Origin of the sequence: Micropruina sonneratiae (assembly GCF_025972045.1) — a bacterium.
Taxonomy (GTDB): domain Bacteria; phylum Actinomycetota; class Actinomycetes; order Propionibacteriales; family Propionibacteriaceae; genus Micropruina; species Micropruina sonneratiae.
In genome coordinates this window covers 191,246-211,688 of sequence record NZ_JAPDHX010000003.1, presented here as the reverse complement: position 1 = coordinate 211,688, position 20,443 = coordinate 191,246, and the positions used below count along the sequence as shown (strand labels likewise).

20 protein-coding genes and 1 pseudogene are annotated in these 20,443 nt (G+C 70.9%); 7 read left to right on the top strand and 14 right to left on the bottom strand.

Annotated features, from left to right (window positions below):
• The first annotated feature begins 39 nt into the window (after nucleotides 1-39).
• From OIE40_RS09130 to OIE40_RS09120, 3 genes are all read left to right on the top strand, one after another.
• Nucleotides 40-1,386 (top strand): nicotinate phosphoribosyltransferase, encoded by a 1,347-nt coding sequence (locus tag OIE40_RS09130; protein WP_264701889.1) that lies wholly within the window; start codon nucleotides 40-42, stop codon nucleotides 1,384-1,386.
• 28 nt (nucleotides 1,387-1,414) lie between these two features.
• Nucleotides 1,415-1,972 (top strand): isochorismatase family protein, encoded by a 558-nt coding sequence (locus tag OIE40_RS09125; RefSeq protein WP_264701888.1) that lies wholly within the window; start codon nucleotides 1,415-1,417, stop codon nucleotides 1,970-1,972.
• Between the two features lie 92 nt (nucleotides 1,973-2,064).
• Nucleotides 2,065-2,370 (top strand): Rdx family protein, encoded by a 306-nt coding sequence (locus OIE40_RS09120; protein WP_264701887.1) that lies wholly within the window; start codon nucleotides 2,065-2,067, stop codon nucleotides 2,368-2,370.
• On the opposite strand, the gene OIE40_RS09115 is transcribed toward OIE40_RS09120, so the two are convergent.
• The 5 genes from OIE40_RS09115 to OIE40_RS09095 all read right to left on the bottom strand — a co-directional run bounded on the left by OIE40_RS09115 (nucleotide 2,339) and on the right by OIE40_RS09095 (nucleotide 7,505).
• Complete coding sequence (locus OIE40_RS09115) at nucleotides 2,339-2,782, bottom strand: iron chaperone (RefSeq protein WP_264701886.1); 444 nt, start codon at nucleotides 2,780-2,782, stop codon at nucleotides 2,339-2,341. The genes OIE40_RS09120 and OIE40_RS09115 overlap by 32 nt on opposite strands.
• 281 nt (nucleotides 2,783-3,063) lie before the next feature.
• Nucleotides 3,064-3,456: a helix-turn-helix transcriptional regulator gene (locus tag OIE40_RS09110; protein WP_319805217.1), complete on the bottom strand. Its 393-nt coding sequence runs from the start codon at nucleotides 3,454-3,456 to the stop codon at nucleotides 3,064-3,066.
• Entirely contained in the window at nucleotides 3,453-3,809 is a 357-nt protein-coding gene (locus OIE40_RS09105; protein WP_264701885.1) for an alpha/beta hydrolase, read from the bottom strand. The genes OIE40_RS09110 and OIE40_RS09105 overlap by 4 nt, the downstream gene beginning before the upstream one ends.
• Nucleotides 3,810-4,011: 202 nt before the next feature.
• Nucleotides 4,012-4,203, bottom strand: coding sequence for a hypothetical protein (locus tag OIE40_RS09100; protein WP_264701884.1), 192 nt, complete (start codon nucleotides 4,201-4,203; stop codon nucleotides 4,012-4,014).
• A 227-nt stretch (nucleotides 4,204-4,430) separates the two neighbouring features.
• Nucleotides 4,431-7,505 carry a methylmalonyl-CoA mutase family protein gene (locus OIE40_RS09095; RefSeq protein WP_264701883.1) on the bottom strand — a complete coding sequence of 1,025 codons (3,075 nt, stop codon included), beginning with the start codon at nucleotides 7,503-7,505 and terminating at the stop codon, nucleotides 4,431-4,433.
• Between the two features lie 236 nt (nucleotides 7,506-7,741).
• On the opposite strand from OIE40_RS09095, the gene OIE40_RS09090 reads away from it, so the two are divergent.
• Entirely contained in the window at nucleotides 7,742-8,881 is a 1,140-nt protein-coding gene (locus tag OIE40_RS09090) for a ScyD/ScyE family protein (RefSeq protein ID WP_264701882.1), read from the top strand.
• A gap of 169 nt (nucleotides 8,882-9,050) precedes the next feature.
• Here OIE40_RS09090 and OIE40_RS09085 read toward each other — a convergent pair whose 3' ends face one another.
• The 6 genes from OIE40_RS09085 to OIE40_RS09060 all read right to left on the bottom strand — a co-directional run bounded on the left by OIE40_RS09085 (nucleotide 9,051) and on the right by OIE40_RS09060 (nucleotide 14,294).
• Nucleotides 9,051-9,359 (bottom strand): thiamine-binding protein, encoded by a 309-nt coding sequence (locus OIE40_RS09085; protein WP_264701881.1) that lies wholly within the window; start codon nucleotides 9,357-9,359, stop codon nucleotides 9,051-9,053.
• Nucleotides 9,360-9,457: 98 nt separating this feature from the next.
• Nucleotides 9,458-10,381 carry a ferredoxin family protein gene (locus OIE40_RS09080; protein ID WP_264701880.1) on the bottom strand — a complete coding sequence of 308 codons (924 nt, stop codon included), beginning with the start codon at nucleotides 10,379-10,381 and terminating at the stop codon, nucleotides 9,458-9,460.
• Nucleotides 10,378-11,097, bottom strand: a complete 720-nt coding sequence (locus tag OIE40_RS09075) for an SDR family NAD(P)-dependent oxidoreductase (protein WP_264701879.1) — start codon at nucleotides 11,095-11,097, stop codon at nucleotides 10,378-10,380. Before OIE40_RS09075 ends, OIE40_RS09080 begins: the two co-directional genes overlap by 4 nt.
• Nucleotides 11,098-11,110: 13 nt before the next feature.
• The gene (gene gltX, locus OIE40_RS09070; protein WP_413774491.1) at nucleotides 11,111-12,502 is read right to left on the bottom strand and encodes a glutamate--tRNA ligase; all 1,392 of its coding nucleotides are present in this window, start codon (nucleotides 12,500-12,502) and stop codon (nucleotides 11,111-11,113) included.
• Between the two features lie 221 nt (nucleotides 12,503-12,723).
• Nucleotides 12,724-13,368 (bottom strand): DUF6498-containing protein, encoded by a 645-nt coding sequence (locus OIE40_RS09065; protein ID WP_264701877.1) that lies wholly within the window; start codon nucleotides 13,366-13,368, stop codon nucleotides 12,724-12,726.
• A gap of 113 nt (nucleotides 13,369-13,481) precedes the next feature.
• Nucleotides 13,482-14,294 (bottom strand): M50 family metallopeptidase, encoded by an 813-nt coding sequence (locus tag OIE40_RS09060; RefSeq protein WP_264701876.1) that lies wholly within the window; start codon nucleotides 14,292-14,294, stop codon nucleotides 13,482-13,484.
• 139 nt (nucleotides 14,295-14,433) lie between these two features.
• Between OIE40_RS09060 and OIE40_RS09055 the strand changes: the two genes are divergently transcribed.
• The gene (locus OIE40_RS09055; RefSeq protein WP_264701875.1) at nucleotides 14,434-15,816 is read left to right on the top strand and encodes a sn-glycerol-1-phosphate dehydrogenase; all 1,383 of its coding nucleotides are present in this window, start codon (nucleotides 14,434-14,436) and stop codon (nucleotides 15,814-15,816) included.
• Nucleotides 15,817-15,868: 52 nt separating this feature from the next.
• Here OIE40_RS09055 and OIE40_RS09050 read toward each other — a convergent pair.
• The 3 genes and pseudogenes from OIE40_RS09050 to OIE40_RS09040 all read right to left on the bottom strand — a co-directional run.
• Nucleotides 15,869-16,171 (bottom strand): annotated as a pseudogene (locus tag OIE40_RS09050) (class II aldolase/adducin family protein); the annotation flags it as partial.
• Nucleotides 16,172-16,273: 102 nt separating this feature from the next.
• Nucleotides 16,274-16,684, bottom strand: a complete 411-nt coding sequence (locus OIE40_RS09045) for an acetate and sugar kinases/Hsc70/actin family protein (RefSeq protein ID WP_264701874.1) — start codon at nucleotides 16,682-16,684, stop codon at nucleotides 16,274-16,276.
• 156 nt (nucleotides 16,685-16,840) lie between these two features.
• Nucleotides 16,841-17,383, bottom strand: a complete 543-nt coding sequence (locus tag OIE40_RS09040) for a hypothetical protein (protein WP_264701873.1) — start codon at nucleotides 17,381-17,383, stop codon at nucleotides 16,841-16,843.
• A gap of 312 nt (nucleotides 17,384-17,695) precedes the next feature.
• On the opposite strand from OIE40_RS09040, the gene OIE40_RS09035 reads away from it, so the two are divergent.
• Complete coding sequence (locus tag OIE40_RS09035; protein ID WP_264701872.1) at nucleotides 17,696-19,369, top strand: glutamine--tRNA ligase/YqeY domain fusion protein; 1,674 nt, start codon at nucleotides 17,696-17,698, stop codon at nucleotides 19,367-19,369.
• Nucleotides 19,370-19,475: 106 nt separating this feature from the next.
• Nucleotides 19,476-20,387 (top strand): SDR family NAD(P)-dependent oxidoreductase, encoded by a 912-nt coding sequence (locus OIE40_RS09030; protein WP_264701871.1) that lies wholly within the window; start codon nucleotides 19,476-19,478, stop codon nucleotides 20,385-20,387.
• The last annotated feature ends 56 nt before the right edge of the window (nucleotides 20,388-20,443 follow it).

Genomic DNA, 20,443 nt, shown 5'->3' with positions numbered 1-20,443 from the left:
GCAGACAGCGCCGACAGCTCACCCATTACGCTGACGCCCATGCTGAACTCGACGGCGCTGCTGACCGACCACTACGAGTTGACGATGGTGCGCGCGGCGATGCGGTCCGGCGCCGCCTTCCGGCGCTCGGTGTTCGAACTGTTCCCCCGCCGGTTGCCGACCGGACGCCGCTACGGAGTCGTCGCCGGCGTGGGCCGGGCCCTCGAGGCGATCGAGGCGTTCACCTTCGACGACGAGACGGTCGCCTTCCTTCTCGACCGGGACATCGTCGACGAACCGCTCGCGCAGTGGCTGGCCTCCTACCGGTTCGGCGGCAGCATCTGGGGCTATCCCGAGGGTGAGGTGTACTTCCCGGGATCGCCGCTGATGATCGTGGAGGGGTCGTTCGCCGAGGCGGTCATTCTCGAGACAGTGCTGTTGAGCATCTACAACTACGACTCTGCCGTGGCGTCCGCGGCCTCGCGGATGACCGCGATGGCGCAGGACCGACCCTGCATCGAGATGGGTTCGCGCCGCACCAACGAGTACTCGGCCGTGGCGGCGGCCAGGGCCGCATTCGTCGCCGGCTTCGCCGCCACCTCGAACCTGCAGGCCGGACGCCGCTACGGCGTCCCCACCCGCGGCACGGCCGCGCACAGCTTCACCCTGCTGCACTCCTCGGAGCGAGAGGCGTTCGAGGCGCAACTGGGCGCGCTCGGCGAATCGACCACCCTGCTGGTCGACACCTACGACATCGACACCGCGGTGCGCACGGGCGTCGAACTCACCCAGGGACGGCTGGGTGCCATCAGGCTCGACTCCGGCGACCTGGCTGAACTGGCGGGCGAGGTCCGGGAGCTGCTCGACTCGCTGGGCGCGACGAACACGAAGATCATGGTCACCTCCGACCTCGACGAATGGCAGATCGCCGCGCTGCGCGGCGCCCCGGTCGACGGCTTCGGCGTCGGCACGTCGCTGGTCACCGGCTCGGGCGCGCCCACCTGTGGCTTCGTCTACAAGCTGGTGGCGCGTGCTGACACCGACGAGCCGGACGCCGCCCTGCTGCCGGTCGCGAAGAAGAGCGTCAACAAGACCAGCATCGGAGGTCGCAAGTTCGCGCTGCGCCGGCTGGACGCACGTGGCAAGGCTGAGGCGGAGGTCATCGGTATCGGCGCACCCCCCGAAGGTGACACCAACGACCGTCCGCTGCTGGTCGAGCTCGTGCGTGACGGCGCGATCGTCGGCGCCGAGCCGCTGAGCGCCGCCCAGGAGCGACACGCCCGCTCGCGCGCCGAGCTGCCGCTGTCGGCGCTGAAGATGTCGCGTGGCGAGGCGGCGATCCCGACACTGATGCTGGACGCGGACGGCAACAGCACCGACAACCCGTACGCGAGGAGTGAGGCATGAGCGCGAGTGCGCGGGCAGGGATGAGCCGATGAGCAGGGTGCTGATCGTCGTCGACGTGCAGAACGACTTCTGCGAGGGCGGCTCGCTGGCCGTCGCCGGAGGGGCCGCGACGGCGTCCGCGATCTCGGACCGGCTCGCGGGCGGTGCCGGCTACGACCACGTGGTGGCCACCCGCGACCACCACATCGACCCCGGGTCGCACTTCTCCGCCACCCCCGACTTCGTGGACTCATGGCCCCCGCACTGCGTGGCCGGGACGCCGGGCGCCGACTTCCACCCGAACCTGGCCTGGCGCGACTTCGACGCCGTGTTCGACAAGGGCGAGTACGCCGCCGCGTACTCCGGTTTCGAAGGGGCGGACGCCCTGGGCGACGGTCTCGCGGACTGGCTGCGCCGGCACCGGGCGTCCGAGGTGGACGTGTGCGGGATCGCGACCGACTACTGCGTGCGGGCCACCGCCCTGGATTCGGCGCGGGCGGGCTTCCCGACCCGGGTGCTGCTCGACCTGACCGCGGCGGTCGCGCGCGACAACGTGCCGGCCGTGGTCGATGAACTCGCCGCGGCCGGAGTCGAGGTGGAGCGCTGAACGCCCCGGCGGCAGGCCTGCCGGGCGACACCCCGGACGCCGACGCGGCAGGCGACGACGTCCCGGCTGGTCCGACGACGCCCGGACCGGTCGTGACGATCCGGTACTGCATCGACTGCCGCTGGCTGTTGCGGGCGCAGTGGTACCAGGGCGAGCTGCTGCAGACATTCGCCGACGAACTCGGCGGCGTGCTGCTGGTTCCCGCGCACGGCGGCATGTTCCGGGTGTTCGTCGGCGACACCACCGTGTGGAACCGCAAGACCGACGGCGGCTTTCCCGACATCGGCGAACTGAAGCGGCGCGTGCGCGACCTGGTTGCGCCCGGCCGGAGCCTCGGCCACACCGACGCCCACCGCGGCGGCGCCGTCAGCTCACCGAGCGACGAACCAGCGCGGTGAGGATGGCGACGTCATCGTCGTCGAGCTCGGTGATCGCCCACGACGCCGGCCACATCGTCCCCTCGTCGAGGTTGGCCACGTCGTTGAACCCGAAAGTCGAGTAGCGCGCGCCGAATTTGCTGGCGCCTTGGAAGAAGCACAACACCTTGCCGTCCTTGGCGTAGGCGGGCATGCCGTACCAGGTCTTCGGGTCGAGGCCGGGAGCGTTCTCGGTGACGATCTCGTGGATCCGTTCGGCGAGCCGGCGTTCCCCGTCGGGCATGGCGGAGATCTTGTCGAGGCAGTCCTGCAACTCGGCGGCCCTCTTGTTCGCGCCGCGGCCGGCCGAGCGACGCCGCTCGGCCATGGTCTCCTTCATGGCTGCCCGCTCCTCGGCGCTGAGGCCCGCGGTGTCGTTGGTGTTCCTGCTCATCGGGTGGTCCTTTCTGGTTGTGGTTCGGGTGTTGCACCCATGTCCGGTGGGAGTGATGGGCAGCGGCCTGACCGGTGCGTCGCGTCGGCCGGGGTGGGACGCCGGGGCCAACCCGGGCGTCACCCAGCCGGGTAGGCACATCAGCGCCTTCTCGGTCCGGACTCGACTGCTGTCATGGCTTCGACACTAGGCCGGACGCGGTGGCGACGCTTCTTGGATCCTGACCGGTTCGGCTGTGCCGATGCCCGCCGGCGAAGCGACCGGGAGGGTGCGGCGTCCGGTCACCCGCGGGTCGGCCGGGTGACCTGTTTGACGATGCAGCTGGGCAGGCCGACCAGCTCGCCGTGCGAACGGGAGCGGTAGGCACTGGGCGTCTCGCCGACGAGTTCGGTGAACCGGGAACTGAACGAGCCGAGCGAGGTGCAGCCCACCGCCATGCACACGTCGGTGACCGACTGGTCGGTGTTGCGGAACAGGGTCATGGCCCGCTCGATCCTGCGCGTCATCAGCCAGGCGTAGGGGGTTTCGCCGAAGGCCGCCCGGAATGAGCGTTGGAAGTGCCCGACCGACATCAACGCCTCGCCGGCCAGGCGCTTCATGTCCAGCGGCTCGGCGAAGTCGCGGTCCATCCGGTCCCGCAACCTGCGCAACCGGACGAGGTCGGCGGTGTTCACAGCCGCCAAGCCTGGCACATGACCCGGCCCGGACGAGTCAGCCCAGGGCGGTCAACCCGTCGGCCAGCGCCGGGTACCAACCACCAGGCGTAGTCATGGCCGCCGCGGTATTCGCGGTAGTAGTGGACGACATGTCCGGCGGCTCGGGCCGCGGCGGTGAACGAGCGTGCCTGCGGCACCATGTCGCCCTCGTCGGTGCCGACCTGGACGGCCAGCCGGGCCGCCCCGCCGGCCACCAGCGAGCGGGTCAGGTCGCCGGGCGAGTCGAAATCCCGTTCTCCGCCCCGGCGGAACCAGAACGAACCCGACTGCACCACCGCCCGCCCGGCCACCTCGGGGTGCCGGGTGACCACCCCGCGGCGGCCAGACCCCCGTAGCTCTGCCCGGCGACGATCAGCCGCTCCGGCTCCAGCGCTGAGCCGAGCCCGGCTTCGTGGCCGGCCACGACGGTGCACGCCTGCGCAACCAGCTCGGCGGCCCGGGTCCGGGTCGGTGGACGACGCAGCGGAAGCGCGGCCGCCTCGGCGACCGCGCTCCGCTGCTGCAGGGCACCGGTCACGCGTAGGCGTTGGCCAGTCGCTGCGCCATGTCGACGGCGCGGTAGTAGTCGAGCTTGAAGCTGGCGTGACCAGCGGGCCAGCGTGCCCGAGGTGGCCGCCTTGATCTTCTTCGATACGCGGGATGCTTCTTGATCGCGGCGACGGTGGCGTCGTCGGCGTCCACCAGCAGTACGTTCTCTGCCGTCAACCCGGCGACGGACTGCGGAACGTGGGGCGCACGGGACTTCCTTTCAGGTGGTTTTACGGCAGCAGATCGTTGCCCATATCGCCTAGGCCCAACTGCTGCCGATCGTCGCCCCGTGGTCGGTGAGACGGGCCCGGCGCAAGGTCCCTCCCCGGCGATCCGCACCCACCTGCCGGCGACTCCCGGAGCGGTCCCCGACGACCCGCGGACAGGCCCCGGTCGCGGCACGCTCACATGGTGCGCCGGTACCGCCCGCCGACCTCGAAGAACGCCTCGGAGATCTGGCCGAGGGACGCCACCCGCACCGTCCGCATCAGCTCGTCGAACACGTTGCCGCCGCTCAGCGCGACCCGCTTGAGGCGTTCCAAGGCCTTCGGCGCCTCGGCGGCGTGCCTGGCGTGGAAGTCGGCCAGCCTCGCCAACTGCGACTCCTTCTCCTCGGTGGTGCCGCGGGCCAGCACCGTCGGGGCGGACGCCTCGGCGTCCGGGTTCAGGAACGTGTTGACCCCGATGATCGGCATCGACCCGTCGTGCTTGCGGGACTCGTACAGCATCGACTCGTCCTGGATCAGCCCGCGCTGATAGCCGGTCTCCATCGCACCGAGGACGCCGCCCCGGTCGGCCAGCCGGTCGAACTCGGCCAGCACCGCCTCTTCCACCAGCGCGGTCAGTTGCTCGATTAAGTACGACCCCTGCAGCGGGTTGTCCACCGCCGCCAGCCCCCACTCGGCGTCGATGATCAGCTGGATCGCCAGTGCCCGTCGCACCGACGCCGGCGAGGGGGTCGTCACCGCCTCGTCATAGGCGTTGGTGTGCAGGCTGTTGGCGCTGTCGTAGAAGGCGCACAGTGCCTGCAGCGTGGTGCGGATGTCGTTGAACTCCATCTCGGCGGCGTGCAGCGACCGTCCCGAGGTCTGGATGTGATACTTCAACTTCTGCGCCCGCTCACCCGCCCCGTACCTCTCGCGCAGCGCGACGGCCCAGATGCGGCGAGCGACGCGTCCGATCACCGAGTACTCGGCGTCCATGCCGTTGGAGAAGAAGAACGACAGGTTGGGCGCGAAGTCGTCGATGGCCATGCCGCGCGCGAGGTAGGCCTCGACGTAGGTGAAGCCGTTGGCCAGGGTGAGCGCGAGCTGGGTGATCGGGTTCGCCCCGGCCTCGGCGATGTGATACCCCGAGATCGACACCGAGTAGAAGCCCTTCACCCCGTGCTCGATGAACCACTCCTGCACGTCGGCCATCGCCCGCAGCGAGAAGTCGGTCGAGAACAGGCAGGTGTTCTGGCCCTGGTCCTCCTTGAGAATGTCGGCCTGGACGGTGCCGCGCACCCGCCGCACCACCTCGGGGTCGCCGGCCGCATCGATGGCGGCGTTGAAGAACATCGCCAGGATGGTGGGCGCGGGGCCGTTGATGGTCATCGACACCGACGTCTTCGGGTCGGCCAGGTCGAAGCCGGCGAAGGTGTCCTTCATGTCGTCGAGCGTCGCGATGGACACCCCGGAGGTGCCGACCTTGCCGTAGATGTCGGGACGGCGGTCCGGGTCGCGCCCGTACAGCGTCACCGAGTCGAACGCCGTCGACAGCCTGGTCGAGGGCTGGTCCTTGGCGAGCAGGTGGAAGCGCCGGTTGGTGCGGGCCGGGTCGCCCTCGCCGGCGAACATCCTGGTCGGCCGCTCCCCCGACCGCTTCAGCGGGAACACGCCGGCGGTGAACGGGAACGCCCCGGGACGGTTCTCCTCGCGCAGGTAGCGCACCAGCGCCCCTGTTTCGGGGTCGGACGGCACCGCTACCTTGGGCAGCGACAGCCCGGACAGCGTCTCGGCGATCGGCCCGGGGTCGGCGCCGGCCGCACGCCAGGCGTCGAGCAGGTCGGCGGCCGCCCGCGGTAGCGGCGCCCGGTGCCCGGCCAGGACGCCCGGGTCGTCCAGCAGCGCGGCGACGGCCTCGAGATGGTCGTGCCGGCGGACCTGCTCGACCAGGTCGGTGGTCTGCGCGTGGTAGTCGCGGACGGCGTCCGCGACCTCGGCCAGATAGCGCTCGCGGCCCCGCGGAATGATCGACTGCGTCGGGCTGCCGGCCGGCGCGGCGGGGGCACCCGTACCGGTTTCCCCGGGCGTCGTGGTCGACGAGCCGGGCGTCGTCGAGGCCTCGTCGGGCTGGCCAGCGGGGACCCCGGCGTCCGCCAACAGGCCGAGCAGCCGGTCGAACAGCCGGTTCACGCCGTCGTCGTTGACCCGGGAGGCCACCGTGCCCAGCACCGGCTGGTCCTGCCAGCGTTGCCCGAAGGCGCCCCGGGCACGGATCAGTTGCCTGGCGACGTCGCGCAGGGCGTCCTCGGCGCCGCGGCGGTCGAACTTGTTGATCGCCACCAGGTCGGCCACCTCGAGGGCGGCGATCTTCTCCAACTGGGTGGCGGCGCCGTACTCGGGGGTCATCACGTACAGCACCAGGTCGGCATGGTCGGCGATGGCCGCGTCGCCCTGACCCATGCCGGGGGTTTCGACGATCACCAGGTCGTGCCCGGCCGCGCCGCACGCGGCGATCATCTCGTCCAGTCCGACCGGGACGCCGCCGGGCGCCCCGCGGGTGGCCAACGACCGGAAGTACACCCCGCCCAGGGCATTCATCCGGATCCGGTCGCCCAGCAGCGCTCCCCCGCGGCGGGCGGTGGGATCGATCGCCAGGACCGCGATCCGCAGGTGCGGCGCGCGCCGGCGGAACCGTAACAGCAACTCGTCGGTCAGCGACGACTTGCCCGATCCTCCGGTGCCGGTGATACCGAGCACCGGCGGCCGGGCGTCCGGCAGGTCGAGCCGACGCCCTTGCGCGAGCAGGGTGATCGTCCGCGGCAGCGACGCGCCCGCCGGTTCGGCGTCCAGCTTGCTGCGCTGCACCCCCCGGCAGGCGGCGATCACCTCGTCGGCCATGCCGGTCAGTCCCAGCCGCTGGCCCTCGGCCGGGCTGTAGATCATCACGCCCCGGGAGGCCAGGGCGGCGATCTCGTCGGCGACGATCACTCCACCGCCGCCGCCGAACACCTTCGCCGGCGAGCCCCGCTCGGCGAGCCGGTCCACGAGGTAGCCGAAGTACTCCAGGTGTCCGCCCTGGTAGGACGACACCGCCACCCCGTCGGCGTCCTCGTCGACCGCGGCGGTGACCACCTCTTCGACGCTGCGGTCGTGGCCCAGGTGGATCACCTCGGCGCCGCGCGACTGCAGCACGCGCCGAATCACGGTGATGGCCGCGTCGTGCCCGTCGAACAGGGCGGCGGCCGTCACGATCCGCACCGGTGATGACCTCATACCCCCCATTAGTTCACCGGCCGGCACGAGTGTCGAGCCCGGCCCCGCGGGTGCCGACGGCCGGCGCGTCCCTCGTCGTCGGTCCGCCCGACCGGGGTCGCGTCCGACCCGGCACCGTCGGAGCCGTGGCGCCCCCCAGAAACCTGGTGGGCAATTGTCCCACCCGTAGTGGGATACCGGCGCGGCGCGCACGCGAGCAGACTGGCGCCGTCCATCACGACCCGGGGAGGAATCGGATGAAGGTGCACCTGCGCTTGAGCGGCCTGCGACTGGCCGCCATCGCATCGTCCGCAGTGCTGGGAGTGGCGCTCATGGGAGCGCCCTCAGCGATGGCCGGCGGCGGCCACAAGGGGGGTCCCGGGGGGCCGAAGGAGCCCGTGGTCTTCGCGACCGGGCTGGACAACCCCCGGCAGTTGTCGTTCACGCCCTGGGGAGACCTGCTCGTCGCCGAGGCCGGTGAGGGGGGCAGCGGACCGTGTGTCACCTCTCCTGAGGGCGGAAACTCCTGTTTCGGCACCTCCGGCGCGATCACGATGGTGACCAGCAGGGGCAAGCAGTTCCGGATCGTGAAGAACCTCCCCTCGATCGCCGGTGAGGGCACCGGCGAGTCGGCGTCCGGTCCGAGCGACGTGGCCTTCGGCCGCAACGGCCTGACCGTCCTGATCGGCCTCGGCGCCCCACCGGACGCCCGTGCCGCACTGCCGGCGGCCGCGCAGAAGATGGGCACCCTGTCCCGCGTCGGCTGGAACGGCAAGCTGCAGGTCATCGCCGACCTTGCCGCCTGGGAGGGCGCGAACAACCCGATCGCCGACCCCGACAGCAACCCCAGCGGCATGCTGCTGGAAGGCGGTAAGTACTTCGTCACCGACGCCGGCGGCAACACGGTGCTGTCGGTCAACCAGCGCGGCCGGATCAAGCAGGTGGCCGCCTACGACAGCCGCCTGGTGGACTTCGCCGGGCAGCAGGTTCCGATGCAGTCGGTGCCCACCTCGGTGGCCACCCGGGGTTGGGACGGGGCGCTGTACGTCAGCGAACTGACCGGCTTCCCCTTCCCGGTCGGCGGCGCGAACATCTACCGGGTCGATCCACGCACCGGCAAGTCGACGGTGTACGCGACCGGGCTGACCAACGTCACCGATCTCGCCTTCGACGGCCGCACCCTGTACGTGGTGCAGCTCGCCAACAACGGTCTGCTGGCCGGCCCGACGGGCTCGGTGGTGAAGGTGAAGCCCAGCGGCACCACCCCGGCCGACCACACCACCGTCGCCGGCGACCTGTTCGCGCCGTACGGCATCGCGATCCGCGGCGGTAACGCCTACGTGACCACCGGCGCCATCGCCAAGGACGCGGGCCAGGTGCTGAAGATCAGGCTCTGATTCGGCGCAACCGATCTCGACATCGCCGGCCGCTTTCGCCTAGGCCTCTTGCTTTCGCGTCACAACCCGAAAGCAAGAGGCCAACCCGAAAGCCGTCGGCGATGTCGAGATCGTGCTGCGCGGCCCAGGTCGTCGGCGTCCCGGGGCTCGACCGGACGGAGCCTGAACGTCACGCCTGCCCGCTCAGTCGTTCCTCGACGCGCTCGACCTTGGCCGACAGTTGGTCGTCGAAGCCCGGCCGCAGGTCGGCCTTGAGCACCAGCGACACCCTCGGACTGAACCGCTGCACCGCCTCGCAGGCCTGTTTGATGACGGTCATGCACTCGTCCCAGTCGCCCTCGAGGGTGGTGAACATCGCGGTGGTCTCGTTGGGCAGGCCGCTGGCCCGCACGACCGCGATCGCCGCCGCGACGGCCTCGCTGACCGACCCGTCCGGTTCGCTGGAGGTTGCAGGGGCCACCGAGAACGCAAACAACATGCAGCCAGGCTAGGCGAAGCGCCGCCAAGGGTTTCGACACCCTCAGCCAACGGTTTCCGGCACGCTCAACCAGCGGTTCCCAGCGGGCCATGCCCGGCTCAACAGGCGGACGCGTCCACGCAGTCGCTGACCCGCCAAGCATGGGCGGCGACCGCCGCCTTGGCGCACGACTCCTGGAGCGGCTCGGGGTGGTCGAACGACTCCACCTGCACCTGCCAGCGGCGTCCGTCGGCGTGGATCACCTCGATCGCGTCCCCGGCCGTGCGCGCGGTCAGCGCGTGTGGGCGAGCCTCGCCGGTGAGCTGCCGCACGTGCGCCTCGGCGACCGCCTCGGCCGGAGCGAGGTGCCCGCGGCCGCGGTCGTGCCTGGGGCCGAACGTGTCGGTGGCGAGCAACCCGGCGTCCGCGGCCTTCAGCGCGGCGTCGGCCACCTCGTGGGTGAGCCGGGCCAGCGACTGTCCGTTGGGCAGCACCACCCCGGTCGGTGCAAACCGGTGCCCCCCGGTGTGGGTGCATTCCCAGACCCGGCCGGGGTGCTCCCGTTCCAACTCCAGGGCGATCGGACGCCCGCGCAGCGCGCAGCACAGGTCACGTTTGGCGTTGGCGCAGACCAGCAGCACTCCCCCGGCGGCTTCCTGCAGCCAGTCGATCCGTCCGGCCAGGTCGGCCGGATCGGCACCCGCCAGCTCGTCGAACGGCAGGTCGAGCACCTGCTCGGGCTCGGCCACCCACCCGGCGAGCAGCCACGGCGTCCCGGCCAGCCCGCCGGCCACGAACACCTGCCGGCGTCGGTGGTCGTGCTGGTCGGCGTGGCTGGCCGGACGCCGGATCAGCAGCGCCCGCCCCCCGGCGTCCAGCGCCGCGGACTCCAGCGCACCACCGACGGCCGGGTCTAGCCGGGACTGGGTGAACGCCTTGTTGCCCCACGGCCCGTTCTGCTCGACCGCCACCCAGAACGATGCACGGGGCGCCGTGCCCCAGGCCGGCAGCCCCGCGTCGTCCCAGGCGAACGAGCAGGTCATCGCGGCATCCGCCGCCACAACGCCCGGGGAACGAACCGCGCCACGAAGAACAGCGCCCGCAACTGCCACGGGATCCATACCTCGACCGGGCCGCCGTCGGTGATCCGCTTCACCACGGCCTCGGCGACCTGCGCCGGGGTGGACGAGAACGGCGCGGGCGTCATGCCGTCGGTCATCCGTCCGATCACGAAGCCGGGCCGGGCGATGATCAGGTCGACGCCGCTGCCGTGCAGGGCGTCGGCCAGGCCGGAGGCGAAACCGTCCAGCCCGGCCTTGGCCGAGCCGTACACGTAGTTGGCCCGCCGCACCCGCTGCCCAGCCACCGACGAGAACGCCACCAGGGTTCCGGCTCCGCGGGCCCGCATCCGGTCGGCGAAGGTGGTCAGCAGTGCCGCCTGGGCGACGAAGTCGGTGTGCAGAATGCGCACCACCTCGTCCACGTCGGCCTCGGCCCTGCGCTGGTCGCCGAGGACGCCGAAGGTGAGCACCGCGATGTCGATCGGTCCGGCCTCGGCCTCGATGGCGTCCACGACCGCGGCCTGGCCGGCGACGTCGTCGGCATCGAAGTCGTAGTGCAGCACGCGGTCGGTGCCGGCCACGTCGGGCCGTTCGCCCCCGGCCCGGGAGGCGAGCACGACGGTGTTGCCGGACGCCAGGCGTCCGGCGATCTCGAGACCGATCTCGGAGCGCCCGCCGAAGATCGCGACGACGCTCATCGCGGCACCGCCGTCACAGCGTGGCCCGCAGCGCCCGCAGCCGGGCGAGGCTCGAGTCACGGCCCAGCAGTTCGATCGACTCGAACAGCGGCGGCGACACCCGCGAACCGGTGATGCCGACGCGGACCGGACCGAACGCGAACCGCGGCTTCAGGCCGAGTCCGTCGACCAGGGACGCCCGCAGCGCCGCCTCGATCGAGGCGGTGTCGAACGCGTCCAGTCCCTGCAGCGCCTCGATCGCGGCATCCAGCACCTCGGCGGAGTTCTCGCCGAGCTGGGCCCGGGCGTCGTCAGCGACCACCAGGTCGGCGTCCGTGGTGAACAGGAAGGCCACCTTGCCCAGCGCCTCGGACAGCACCCCCAGCCGCTCCTGGATCAGCGGGGTGGCGCGGCGCAGCAGATCGACCTTCGCCGGGTCGGGCTCGGCCCACTCGCCGGTGAACCGCAGGTGCTCGACGATCCGCTCGGCGAGTTCGTCGGAGCTCAGCGAGCGGATGTACTCGCCGTTGAGCCAGTCCAGCTTCTTCAGGTCGAAGACGGGGCCGACGGTGTTGACCTTGGCCCAGTCGAACGCGGCCACGAACTCCTCGAAGGTGGCCTTCTCGGATTCGCCGACCGGCGGGTAGGCCAGCAGTTGCAGGAAGTTGCGCAGCGCCTCGGGCAGGTAGCCCTGTTCGCGGAACCACAGCAGCCGGGCGGCCGGGTTCTTCCGCTTGGAGATCTTCGACTTGTCGGTGTTGCGCAGCAGCGGCATGTGCGCGAACGCCGGCGGGGTCAGGCCGAGGAACCGGTACAGCAGGACGTGCTTCGGCGTCGAGCTGATCCACTCCTCCCCGCGCACGACGTGGGTGATGCCCATCAGGTGGTCGTCGACCACCACGGCCAGGTGGTAGGTGGGAAAGCCGTCGGCCTTGAGGATCACCTGATCGTCGGGGCGCGGCGCGCTCACCTCGCCGCGGATCACGTCGGTGAACTGCAGCGGAGCGTCGTCGGGGATCAGCATCCGCACCACCGGGGTGGGGCTGAACCCGGGCAGGGCCGCACGCTCGTCGCGGGTCTTGCCGTAGCAGAGCCGGTCGTAGCCGGTCACCGGCGCCTTGGACGCCTGCTGCTCGGCCCGCAGCTGCGCCAGCCGCTCGGGCGAGCACCAGCAGTGGTAGGCGTGACCGGACTCGATCAACTGCTCCACGAAGGGCCGGTAGGTGTCCAGCCGCTCGGACTGCCGGTACGGCGCGTAGGGGCCCCCGACGTCCGGGCCCTCGTCCCAGGGCAGGCCCAGCCAGCGCAGCGTGTCGAAGATCTGCCGTTCGGAGTCGGCGACGTAGCGCGCGCGGTCGGTGTCCTCGATCCGCAGCACGAAGGCCCCACCGGTGTGCTCGGCGTAGGCCTTGTTGAACAGGGACATGTAGGCGGTGCCGACGTGCGGGTCTCCGGTGGGCGACGGCGCAACACGCAGGCGTGCGGGAGTCTGAGTCATGGCCGGTTCAGCCTACCGTGGCGGCGCCGGACGGCCGGCCGCCCCCTCATCCCGGCGTACGCCGGGATCCCACCGCACCCCGGACAAGGGGCAAGCCCGGGATGACGAAAGACTCCGTACCCGGCGAACGCGGGATCTCCCCCGCCTGGCTACGAGGTCAGCACCGGTCGATAGGACGCCACGGCCAACGTCACGTCGATCACGGTCAGGGCCAGCACCAGACACGCCCCGACCACCAGCCGATCGGACGCCGGCCAGCCTCCGATGATCGCCACGGCCCCGAACACCGTGGCCAGCAACACCGGAACGAATCGCAGATAGCCCGGCAGCAGGACCTGCCACAGTTTCGCCCGCTCGCGTCCGCCCCGCCCGAACCAGCCGTCGGCCAGCGCCCACGCATTGGCGAGCGCCATCGCGACCGCCGTGAGCAGCAGCGTCCACCAGCCTCCGCTGACCCCGGCCATGACCAGCAGGATGATGGACCACACGCCCACGATGAGGCCGAGAACGCCGATCATGATCGCGTAGTGCATGCTGAAGAAGCCGATCACGGCCCGATCGCCCGGCATGGTGCGCAGCCGGATCACGGTGGTCAGCACCGACAGCAGCAGCCACAGTGCGCTGTAGGCGAGCAGATCCTGCAAGGCGATCACGCCACGCCACAGCGGCCACAGCGGCAGCAGCGAGCCGACGAGGATCAGCACCAGTTGCACCAGCGCCGCCGTCCGGGCCGGCAATCGGTCTGCGAGTGCGCTCAGCGCGGTGAAACCGAGCACCCGGGCCAGTTGTTGCATCCCGCCATGCTGCCCGATCCGCGGGGCACCCTCCGCCCGAGGACGCCCCGCGAACAGGGCATGTGATCGGTTGCCCAGGACGGTGGCCGATCGAGCGGCCCGTTCCAGGCCGCTCAGGGCACCAGCCGGGGAACGATCAACCAGGCACCCACGACGAGCGCCGCGAGGTCGAAAACGAGGAAGAACCCCACCCAGAACAGCCCCGGCACCCTAGTCAGCCGGCCCAGCTGGTCGGCGTCGCTGCTGGATCCTCGCCCACGGCGCCGGGTCGCCTGCAACTCCAGCACGGTCTTGGGTCCGGCGAGCAGCAGGAACCAGGTGACCAGGTACGCGAACAGCGACTGCACAGGGGCCGAGGCCCACCACGAGACCGCGAACACCACGAAGCCGGCCACCAGCATCACGTACAGCCCCCGGAAGTTGCGGATCTTCAGCAGCATGGCGGTGAGCAGCAGCAAAGCCGTCCACAGCACGGCCAATGCGTGTCGCTGATGCAGCAGCCCGGCGGCCAGCAGGCCCAGCAGGCTGGGGGCTGTATAGCCGGCGGCCGCGGTCACGATCATCCCGAGCCCGCGCGGCTTCCCCCTCGACAGGGTCAGCCCGGAGGAGTCCGAATGGAGCCTGATCCCGGACAGCTTCCGTCCGGTCACCAGCGCCGCCAGCGCGTGCCCGCCCTCGTGGGCGATGGTGACGGCGTGACGGGCCGGCCGCCAGGTGGGCCGCAGCATGACGATCAGCACCGCCACCACCGCGGTCAGCCAGATGGCGGTGATCGCCGGCGGGTCCTGGACGCCGACGATGTCGGTCCAGATCCGTTGCAGCCGAGTCATCTCACGAACCCCGCCCACACGGGCCAGTTCACCCGGCTCGGTCCCGCGTCCGACCCGGCGGCCCACCGGAACGGGGAAGTAGGGGCTGGCACGCACTCCAGTGTAGGAAGCTCCCGGAGCGCGGCCGGGGACTCCGCCCCGGCGCGACCGAAACCCCTCGGGAGGCAGACACGGACGCCGTAATGCGACAGAATCGAAATCGTTCCGGCCGACGACGTTTGGAGGAGGATTCAGCATGACTGAACTCATTGACAAGGCACTTCAGGACTCCACCGACACGAAGGCGATCATCAGTGGTCGCGACGTGGTGGGTCAGACCGGTGCCCTGTTCAAGGAGTTGTTCGGCGACGCGCAGTGCATCCTGGTGGCCGACGGCAACACCTGGGAGGTGGCCGGCGAGCAGGTCAGGGCGTCCCTCGAAGCGGCCGGTGTGACGGTGGTCGAGCCGTACATCTTCCCCGGCACGCCCACCCTGTACGCGGGCTACGAGAACGTGGAGAGGCTGCGGGATCACCTCAGCGGCGTGGACGCCATCGCCTGCTCGGTCGCCTCCGGCACTCTCAACGACATCACCAAGCTCGCCTCCGGCGAGTTGGGCCGCGGCTACCTGAACGTGTGCACCGCCGCGTCGATGGACGGCTACGCGGCCTTCGGCGCCTCGATCACCCGTGACGGGTTCAAGATCACTCGGGACTGCCCCGCCCCGGCGGGGCTGGTCGCCGATCTCGACATCATGGCGGCCGCGCCGCAGCGGCTGACCGCCACCGGCTACGGCGACCTGATCGAGAAGGTGCCCGGCGGCGCCGACTGGCTGGTCGCCGACGAGCTCGGCATCGAGGCCGTCGACGACAAGGTGTGGGATCTGGTGCAGCCGCCGCTGGTGGCGGCCCTGTCCGACCCCGAGGGTCTGGCCGCCGGTAATCCCGATTCGATCGGTCTGCTGGCCGAGGAGCTGATCCTGTCCGGCCTGGCCATGCAGGCGCACCAGTCGTCGCGCCCCGCCTCGGGCGCCGGCCACAACTTCTCCCACCAGTGGGAGATGGAGGGTCACGGCCTCAGCTGGGAGCCGCCGCTGTCGCACGGCAACAAGGTCGGCATCGGCACCGTGGCCTCCTGTGCGGTCTACGAGTTGCTCCCGAGCCTCGACGTTGCCGGCGTCGACCCCGAGCAGCGCGCCGCCGAGTGGCTCAGTCCCGAGGACAACGACGCCCGGATCGAGGCGCTGCAGCCGCTGCCCGCGATCCGCGCCGCCGCGCTGTCGCAGTCCCGGGCCAAGTACGTGCCGAAGGACCAGATCGCGGCCCGCGTCCAGCTGATCAAGGATCACTGGGCGGCCATCCTCGAGCGGGTCGGGCCGCAGGTGATGACGCCCGCCGACATCGCCGACAAGCTGCGCCGGGCCGGCGCGCCGTACCATCCGGGCCAGGTCGGCATCGACCAGGAGAAGCTGAAGCTCACCTACTATCAGAGCCAGACGATCCGCTCGCGGTACACGATCTTCGACGCCCTGTTCGAGCTGGGCCTGTTCGACCAGGTGGTCGAGACCCTGTTCGCCCCGGGCGGCTACTGGGCCGAGACCCCGATCCCCACCGAGGGGCACCTCGACCCGCAGGACTGAACGCGAGCGACGGGGGTGGGACGCCTGGCGTCCCACCCCCGTCGGCGTCCGGTCAGTGCTGGCCGTAGACGTTCTGGTACCGCTCGTAGAGCGAGTCGATCTTCTCCTGCGGGATCGGGATCGGGTCGCCCAGTTGTCGGGCGATGTGCACTCTGCGGGCCACCTCCTCGCACATGGCGGCGGCCTTGACCGACTCGCGGGCGTTCCTGCCGACCGTGAACGGGTCGTGGTTCTGCATCAGCACCGCGGGCGAGCGTGAGGCGCGCAGGGTCTCGACGATGCCGCGTCCGATCGAGTCGTCGCCGATCAGCGCGAACGGCCCGATCGGCACCGGCCCGCCGAACTCGTCGCCCAGGCGGGGGCGGTCACGTGCGCGTCGATGTTGCCGACCGAGACCGGGATGCCGGCCTTCAGGCCGGTCCAGTACGCCGCTTCGACACTGAGCTCGCCCGCCTTGTCACCGAGCTGCCCGACCGGCGCGGCGAGCTTCTCCTCGACCGACGTTCTCGAAATCGGGATCGAGACCCTTGAAGTAGTCGGTGGTGGAGGGGAACTGGCCGTCCTGGAACAGGGCCTTGTACCCCGTGGCTCCGGCCGAGCGGACGTAGTTCCAGGTGAGCTGCCAGACGATCCAGTCGACGGCGTCCACGAAGTGGTCCATCGTGTGATGGACCTCGGGGTCCTTCTCGAGGGTCTCCAGCAGCTTCGGAATGGCGAACTCCGATGACAGCGTGTTGCCGTACCGGCTCAGCCACGGCTCGTTGCGCTCCTTCGCCAACGCGATCATCCGCTCGGCCTGCTCCTGGCCGCCGTGGTGCTTCCACAGCTTCACGTACGCGTGCGGCCGGTTGCGGAAGGCGGGCTTCATGCACAGCGGCACGCCCCGGAATCGGTCGGCATGACCGTCGCCGAGGTGAAGTCGGTGCCCAGCCCGATGATGTCGAGCGGGTCGACCCCTGCGAGCCTAGCGAGGGCCTTGTGCGGTGTCAGGTGAACGTGACCCGGGCCGGACGCCGACGCGGCCTCAGCGTCCGGGGCCACCGCCGGGACCCCCGCCGAACCCACCGCCGGGACCCCCGCCCGGACCGCCACCGAAACCACCGAAGCCGCCGGGACCGCCCAAGCCCCCGAAACCGGGCGCACCCGGCGGCCGGCCGCCCCAGTGCCCGCCGAACAGGCCCCCGAACAACCCGCCACCACCGAACAGCCCGCCGGGACGGTCGAACAGCAGGTTGAACACCGCCGAACCTGCGAAGCCCGCAGCCAACGACGTCCAGACGGTGCGCTGGGTGCTGTTCTGCGTGCCGAACAGCCGCTCCATGGTGCCCGGCTGACGCACCTCGAGCCGGGTCGCCGAGCGGGCCAGGGCGGCCGGCGAGTCGTCGGTGGGCGTTTCGTCGGTGGTGGCCAGCGCCCGCAGCACCTCCCGACGCTCGTCTGCGCTGAGCTGCGCGAACGCCTCGGCGTGCGCCTGCTCGATCTGTTCGGGGGACGCCGTTCGCACCAGGTAGCGGTAGCGCTCGACGGCGTCCGTGCTGGTGGCCGGGTAGCTCTCATACGTGCTCATGTCGATCCTCCTGATAGTGCTTCCAGCACATCAGGGCAGGCTGTGCGCGGCTGGTGAGCCGATCCGTCGCCGGCTGTGAACCGCCGGCCGGGGGTTCCGCGTTCTCAGCAACGCCCACTGCTTTCGGGTTGCCCGACTGCTTTCGTGTCACAACACGAGAACACCCCGCTTGGGTGAAAGCAGTCGGCGTTGCAGAGAACAGAGGTCCACCGGACGCCCGACCGCTGAGGCACCGACCCTCCCCCCCCCCCCCACTCGCACGGGCTGTCCACCGGATCAGGCGGCGACGCCTCGATTGGTAGGTTGGGATGCATGACCGCCGTGCCTGCCGCCAACGATTTCATCCGCGACATCGTCCGGCGGGACAACGACCGAGGCACCTACGCCGGACGCGTCCAGACCCGGTTCCCACCCGAGCCGAACGGCTACCTGCACATCGGCCACGCCAAGGCCATCGTGGTCGACTTCGGCATCGCCGAGGACTTCACTGGCGTGTGCAACCTGCGCCTGGACGACACCAACCCCGACACCGAGGAGACCGAGTACGTCGACTCGATCGTCGACGACATCGAGTGGCTCGGCTACTCCCCCGCCCGGGTGCTGCACGCGTCGGACTACTTCGAGCAGCTCTACGCCTGGGCCGAGTATCTGGTGACCAACGGCAAGGCCTACGTCGACGACTCCGACAACGAAACCATCTCGGCGCAGCGCGGCGGCTTCGGCAAGCCCGGAATCGAGAGCGAGTTCCGCAACCGGACGCCGGAGGAGAGCCTCGACCTGCTGCGCCGGATGCGCGCCGGAGAATTTCCCGACGGCTCCCGGGTGCTGCGGGCGAAGATCGACATGCAGCACGAGAACATGCAGCTGCGCGACCCGGTGATGTACCGCATCAGGCACGCCGACCACCACCGCACCGGCGACACCTGGGACATCTACCCCACCTACGACTGGGCGCACGGCCAGTCCGACGCCATCGAGGGCGTCACCCACTCGATCTGCACGCTCGAGTTCGACACCCACCGCGCCCTGTACGACTGGTACCTGGAGCAACTGCCGCTGCCCGGCGACCAGCCCAAGCAGATCGAGTTCGCCCGGCTCGAGTTCACCCACACGGTGACCAGCAAGCGCCGGCTGAAGAAGCTCGTGGACGAGGGCGTCGTCGACGGCTGGGACGACCCCCGGATGCCGACCCTGCGGGCGCTGCGCCGGCGCGGCTATCCCGCGACCGCGATCCGGGCGTTCTGCCGTGACATCGGCACCACCCGGACCAACAGCCGCCAGTCGATCGAGGCGCTGGAAAGCTACGTGCGCCGCGACCTGAACGCCACCTCCCAGCGCCGGATGGCGGTGCTGAAGCCGTTGAAGCTGGTGCTGACCAACTGGCCCGAGGGTCAGGTCGAGCACTTCGAGGTGGCGAACAATCCGGAGAATCCGGACGACGGCGTCCGCTCGGTGGCGTTCACCGGCGAACTGTGGATCGAACGCGACGACTTCGCCGAGGTGCCGCCGCCGAAGTTCTTCCGGCTCTCGCCGGGCCGCGAGGTCCGGCTGCGCGGCGCCTACCTGGTCACGGCCACCGACGTGGTGAAGGACGCCGACGGCACCGTCGTGGAGGTGCACGCGACCTACGACCCGGCTTCCCGGGGCGGCAACGCGCCGGACGGCCGCAAGGTGAAGTCGACGATGCACTGGGTGTCGGCCCCGCATGCGGTGACCGGCACGGTGGCGCTGTACGACCGGCTGTTCTCGGCGACCGTGCCGGGCGAGCGCACCGGCGAACCGCTGGACGACCTCAACCCCGACTCGCGCGAGGTGCTCACCGACTGCAGGTTGGAGGCCGCCCTGGCCGAGACCGCACCCGGTCAGGTGGTGCAGTTCGAACGGCTCGGCTACTTCGCCCACGACCCGCGGGAGGCGCTGCTGTTCCACCGCACGGTCGGGCTGCGCGACGAATGGGCGGCGATCCAGAAGCGTCAGGCTCACTGAGCCAGCCGCCGAGCCGCACCACCCGCTCAGCCAGGCCGAGCGCCGGGCACCGCCCGGCTCGTGTCGTCGGCCTGGGCGGCGCGGGTCAGCCAATAGGCTCGTGGCCATGAAGGACCGGCTCACCCCGCTGACCATCCCCTCCCGCAAGGGACGCCTGGCCATCGTCACCGGAGCCAGCAGCGGCGTGGGCAAGGCAACCGCGCGGGCGCTGGGCCTGGCCGGCGCCGACGTGGTGCTGGCCGTCCGCAACGTCGAGAAGGGCGAGGCCGTCGCCGCCGAACTGCTGGCCGAACACCCCGAGGGCAGCCACACCGTCGCGGAGCTCGACACCTCCGACCTCGGGTCGGTTGCGTCCTTCGCCGACCAGTTCGCCGACCGGCACGTCGACATCCTCGTCCTGAACGCCGGGATCGGCGGGACGCGCAAGCGCCAGGAGAGCGTCGACGGACACGAACTGGTGATGGCCACCAACTACTTCGGCCACTTCGCGTTGACCGCCCGGCTGCTGGACGCCCTGCGGCGGGCCAGTCGCGCGCGCGTCGTGGCACTGGGATCCATCGCCGCCCGCGCCGGCCATATCCGGCCCGACGACCTCGACCTCACCCGCGGCTGGTCGTCGTCGCGCGCCTACAGCAACAGCAAACTCGCGATGGTGATGTTCGCCCGCGAGCTGCAGCGCCGCAGCAGCGCGGCGGAATGGGGGCTCAACGCCCACGCGGCGCATCCCGGCTGGTCGGTGACCGGGCTGTTCCCGGACAATCCGCTGGTCGGAGTCGGCCAGGTGCTGGCCGGCGGCGTCCACCTGATGCAGTCCGCCGCCGACGGGGCCCAGCCGGTGGTGTTCTGTGCGGCCAGCCGGCAGGCCGCCGCGGGCGGCTACTACGGGCCGATCGGGCCGCTCGCCACGTCCGGCCCGGTCGGACGGGCACCGCTGCCCCGGCGAGCCCGCTCCGAACGCGCCCTGACCGCCCTGTGGGAGGCGACCGAGGAGCTCACCGGGCTCAGCTTCCCCCGCTGAGCATCACCGAAGACCGCCCGGCGCCGACGGGGCGACGAACGAGAACCAGGGCCCAC